The sequence below is a fragment of the Schwartzia sp. (in: firmicutes) genome (assembly GCF_978017985.1).
In genome coordinates, this window is sequence record NZ_CDXDFU010000170.1 from 1 (window position 1) to 5,472 (window position 5,472).

General features: G+C 49.2%; 3 protein-coding genes. All 3 read right to left on the reverse strand.

Annotated features, from left to right (window positions below; all coding sequences use genetic code 11):
- Nucleotides 1–1,371: DNA polymerase III subunit gamma/tau (dnaX, locus tag ACY69O_RS07565; protein ID WP_462332861.1), on the reverse strand; the 1,371-nt coding region annotated here is incomplete at its 3' end.
- A 250-nt stretch (nt 1,372–1,621) separates the two neighbouring features.
- Nucleotides 1,622–2,566 (reverse strand): alpha/beta hydrolase, encoded by a 945-nt coding sequence (locus tag ACY69O_RS07570; RefSeq protein ID WP_462332862.1) that lies wholly within the window; start codon nt 2,564–2,566, stop codon nt 1,622–1,624.
- Nucleotides 2,567–2,659: 93 nt separating this feature from the next.
- On the reverse strand, nt 2,660–5,230 hold the full coding sequence (gene clpB / locus ACY69O_RS07575; RefSeq protein ID WP_462332863.1) for an ATP-dependent chaperone ClpB: 2,571 nt from the start codon (nt 5,228–5,230) through the stop codon (nt 2,660–2,662).
- Nucleotides 5,231–5,472 lie beyond the last annotated feature (242 nt).

The window sequence follows — 5,472 nt, forward strand, 5'->3', positions numbered from 1 at the left end:
CTCCGAGGATATATTTGCAAGCAAATCCTGCCACAGCTTCTGCCCTTCCGGAGATATCTTCAGCTGTCCTGCCGGCACATTGCCCGGTGCAGATACAGCAGGGTGTACCGCTGTCTTTTTTGCGGCACCCGTCATAACGGACTGCATAGGCGGAGCCGAATGTACAGGGCGTGCCGCCAAAGCTGCCGAAAGCTCCTGCAGCCGCGCCTCCAGCTGTGCAATACGAACCGAATCTGCCCCCTGCACTGCCGCTGCAGCAGATGTACCTATTGCAGCCGTTCCTGCTGTCTGAGGTCTGCATAGCTCAAGAATGGCTGTCTCAACCGCAATACGCGGCTCTGAAGTCCACCTCAGCTCCGATAGCGCCGCATGAAGTCGTTCCAGCATAGGTGCAAATGCTTCGGGAGCAAACATAGCCGCCCCTTCCTTCAAGGTCTCCTCAGATGTTTCGTAAAAATCAATCCCGTCTGATGTCCCGACGGCCTGATATACCATTATAGACCTCAGTTCTGCAATCATCTCTCCAATAAGCTGCTTGAGATCCTTGCCTTCCTGTATCAGCTCACTCAGTGCCTTCAATGCTTCCGCTGCATTCTGTCCCGAAACCGCCTTCAAAATACGTACTACCCAGTCATGCCCGACAAGCCCCAAGACCTCCCTGACAATATCCTCGCTGACCTTTTCCTCTGCCAGAGACGCACACTGGTCGAGAGTTGACAGCGCATCACGCATACCGCCTGCAGATTCACGGGCAATAAGTGAAAGTGCCGCTTCGTCCGCAGAAATCCCCGAGTTATCCGCAACATAACGGAGACGTTCTGCTATATGCCTTCCTGAAATACGCTTAAAGTCATACCGTTGGCAGCGTGACTGTATCGTTGCAGGCACCTTATGTATCTCAGTTGTTGCAAGTATGAAAACCACACGTTCCGGAGGTTCCTCCAGTGTTTTCAGAAGCGCGTTAAATGCTTCCGAAGTAAGCATGTGAACCTCGTCGATAATATATACCTTATATTTCCCGTTTGCCGGCGCAAACTTTACAGTTTCCCGAAGGTCGCGGATTTCATCAATACCTCGGTTTGACGCGGCATCGATTTCAAAAACATCCATAGATGTTCCGTCATTAACCCTGCGGCAGCTCTCACATTCATTGCATGGCTCTGTGGTCGGTCCCTGCTCACAGTTAAGAGCCTTTGCCAGAATTTTAGCCGTACTCGTCTTTCCTGTACCGCGCGGACCTGAAAAAAGGTATGCGTGCCCTACGCGTCCTGTCTCAATTGCCTGTGAAAGGGTACGGCTGACATGCTCCTGCCCCACAAGATCTGAGAAGGTTTTCGGTCTCCATTTTCTGTACAGCGCAACATACGCCATTTTCTCCGCTCCTTTCCGCATCATAAAGATATTATAACTTAAAGGATAATGTTTGCCAAAACATTATCTTTTAAGTTTCGTCGAGCCTGCCTCGACATAATGCATTAGTTCAAGTTTTGCCAAAAGCAAAACTTCCTATGTCAGCATTTCAACGAGGTTTTTACCGAGTTCTAACGTAAAGAAGCAGGTTTGCCAAAAGCAACCCTGCTTCTTTATGTTTCGTCAAGCGCCAGCTTGGCATAACGCCGATTTACAAATTTCGCTCCGCAAAGCGAAACACCGTCGGGAAATAATTTTTATCCTGGTATGCCGCCGCGTGAGGAAACCCCTTTGCTGTATACTGCTGTTTCCCGGGGGCCTTGCATGCTTCATACATTTCCTGCATCATATTGTATGGCACAAGCTTGTCTTCGTCCCCATGAATGAACAGCACCGGAATCCTGACATCCGAAACAACGCTCTCCGGGGACGCTTCTGCAAAGCTGAAGCCTGCACGCCGTTCACAGAATGCGTCTGCAATCTCAAGCAGAGGAAAGCTTGGCATCCCCAGAATTTTATCAATTTCCTCTGCAAAAAGCTTTTTGAGCCCGGAATATCCGCTGTCCTCAATAACCGCATCAATTCCCGGAGCAGGCTGCGCTGCCGCCAGCATTACCGTTGCTGCTCCCATGGAAACACCATGCAGGAGGATATCCGCATTGGGGTCATGCTTTCTTATCTTGCGGGCCCAATCATTAACATCACGGCTTTCAAGGGCACCCATGGTCAGATATTTCCCCTCGCTGTCCCCGGAAGAACGCATATCCGGTGTCACCGCATGGTAGCCAGCCTTCAGATATTCCTCAGCGTAATCCCAGATGTATTCCTGCCCAAGACCGTACCCGTGGACAATTATGACCCAGCGGTGAGAATCAGTTTTTGGAATGAAATGCGTGGCCTTCAGGGTCAGTCCGTCAAAGGACTGTATAGACCATTTTGCCTCCTCAAAATCCGGGTGAGGCGCCGTCTTAATTGCCTTTCCGTTTCCTTCTATGGCACTTCTGAAAACGGCAGGAGGTGCCTGCGGATCACCCATTGAACCGCGTCTTAGTGCCATGTCAATAAAAAGGCTTCCCGCGAAATATATAATTATACCGATAAAAAAAGTCATCGTGATAACAAACGTCACAATGGCCGTTAAAAAAATCTTTTTCAAAGCGATACCACCTGTCATGCATGTTCGTAAATAAATTAACAGCTCAGACTGAAATCTCAATGAAATCAGTCTGAGCTGTTTTTTAATAGATTATTATGCTTTTTCAGCAGTGAACACGCCTCCGCTTACATCTACGGAAACCGTATCTCCTTCCTGCACGTCTCCACGGATAATTTTCTCCGAAAGCAGTGTCTCAATCGTATGACTCAGCAGACGGCGAAGCGGACGCGCTCCGAAATTCGGGTCAAAGCCCTGCTCAGCAAGAGCGTTAAGTGCCGCATCCGTCCATTTAAGATGCAGTTTAACCTGCTTTTCAAGCCGCTTTCCGAGACCGGCAAGAAGATGCGCCGCAATTTCGCGCACCTGCGCCTTGTCAAGCGCCTTGAATACAACGATATCATCAACGCGGTTCAGGAACTCAGGACGGAAATATTCCTTCAAAAGATCTTTTACCGCTCCCTTTGCCTCATCAAAATCCTTATTGAGGATTTCGTGGGAACCGAGGTTTGATGTCATTATAATGACCGTGTTTTTGAAATTTACCACACGGCCCTTACCGTCCGTAAGGCGTCCATCGTCAAGAATCTGCAAAAGTACGTTGAATACGTCGCGATGCGCCTTCTCGATTTCGTCAAGAAGTATGACGCTGTATGGACGGCGGCGCACAGCCTCGATAAGCTGACCTCCCTCATCATATCCTACATATCCCGGAGGCGCTCCGATAAGACGTGCCACCGAATGCTTCTCCATGTACTCGGACATATCAATGCGAATCATGCTGCGCTCATCATCAAACAGCGCTTCTGCCAGAGTTTTTCCCAGCTCCGTCTTACCGACACCGGTGGGACCCAGGAATATGAACGAACCAATTGGTCGGTTGGGGTCCTTGATACCGGCACGCGCACGCAGTATTGCCTGGCTTACGACCGTAACAGCCTCATCCTGTCCTACAACACGTTCATGCAGAACATCCTCCAGATGTATGAGCTTCTCGCGTTCACCTGTCAGCATCTTTGTCACAGGAATTCCCGTCCAACGGCTTACAACCTGCGCAATATCTTCCTCACTTACTTCTTCCTTCAAAAGACGGCTGTCCGTCTTTTCAGAGGCCTTCTGTTCTTCCTCTTTAAGCTGTCTTTCAAGCTCAGGCAGACGGCTGTACTTGATTTCAGATGCCTTCATAAGGTCGCCGCTTCGTTCAGCCTGCTCCATCTGTCCGCGCGCCTCATCCATTTCCTTCTTGATTGCGCGTACACGCAGTATGCCCTGCTTCTCTGCCTCCCAGCGCGAACGAAGGTCTGCTTCCTTCTGTCTGAGTGTCTCTTTTTCCTTCTGAATAGATTCCAAACGGGCCTTCGAAGCTTCATCGGTTTCTTTATTAAGTGCCTGCTCTTCAATTTCAAGCTGCATTATTTTGCGCTGAACCTCATCAATGGGCGCAGGCACCGATTCAATCTCCGTGCGGAGTTTGGCCGCAGCTTCATCCACAAGGTCAATTGCCTTATCAGGCAGGAAACGGTCTGAAATATATCTGTCCGAAAGTGTCGCGGCTGCAACAAGCGCCGCATCACGGATACGGACACCATGATGTACCTCGTAGCGTTCCTTCAGTCCGCGCAGGATAGAAATAGTATCCTCAAGTGTCGGCTGTCCGACCATAACAGGCTGGAAACGACGTTCAAGAGCCGTATCCTTTTCAATGTACTTGCGATACTCGTTCAAAGTCGTTGCGCCGATACAGCGGAGCTCGCCGCGTGCAAGCATAGGTTTCAGAAGATTCCCTGCGTCCATAGCACCCTCTGCAGCGCCGGCTCCGACGACAGTATGCACCTCATCAATGAACAGCAGAATCTGTCCATCTGATTTAACAATTTCGTTGAGCACAGCCTTAAGGCGCTCCTCGAACTCGCCGCGGAATTTTGCGCCTGCAACAAGTGAACCCATATCAAGGGAATACAGTGTTTTGTTCTTCAGCGACTCAGGTACATCTCCCGCAATAATACGACGCGCAAGCCCTTCGACGATAGCCGTTTTGCCTACGCCCGGTTCACCGATAAGCACAGGAGTGTTTTTAGTCCTGCGGGAAAGGATTTCAACCGTACGCCGTATTTCCTCATCACGTCCGATTACAGGATCAAGTTTTCCGGCACGTGCTGCCGCCGTAAGGTCCCGTCCGTATTTTTCAAGTGACTTGTAGCCGTCCTCCGGATGATCGCTGGTGACATTCTGTTTTCTGTTCTTTTTGATTGATGCTTCAATCTTGGATTTCGTCAGTCCGAAATCCTTGCAGATTCTCTGAATCTCATCGCTTCCGTCCGTCACAAGCGCAAGAAGCAGATGCTCCGTGCTTATGAATTCGTCCTTCATGTTCTTGGCTGTGGCTTCTGCCTTTGCCATAACACGCGCAAGGTCAACGCCCATGCTTAGGCGTTCCTGTCCCTTGACGCTCGGAATTTTTGAAAGCTCCTGCTCAAGGCGGGCCTTGAGCATAGGAATATCCGTATTTGCCTCATCAAAAATCGTCTGCAAAAGTCCCTCAGGCTCTTTGGCAAGAGCAAGCAAAAGGTGAGCGCTTGTGATTTCCTGATGATAATGCAGCGCCGCCGTCTGCTGTGCAGTCTGAAGCGCCGTTAATGTTTTCTGTGTATATTTTTCTTCTCCCATATTCGTTCCCTCCTTAACGCAAGAACGCAATTTTCTTTTTAAGGTCAGGAGACGTCATCCTGACTTCTGATTTCATTATAAAGCAAAAAGACAAAAAGTCAAATATATTTTTGACTTTTTGTCTTTTAAAAATTCGCATCTATCATTTTCCAACTTGAAATGTTACAGGCTTCAGGATTTCTGCATAAAAATCCTGCCAAAAGACTGAATGAACTTCTGTCAGAAATACGGTTGTCGCAGAG

Bases quoted from the DNA above. Each gene is read 5' to 3' on its own strand.
- clpB (WP_462332863.1), bottom strand. From the start codon at position 5,230: ATGGGAGAAGAAAAATATACACAGAAAACATTAACGGCGCTTCAGACT.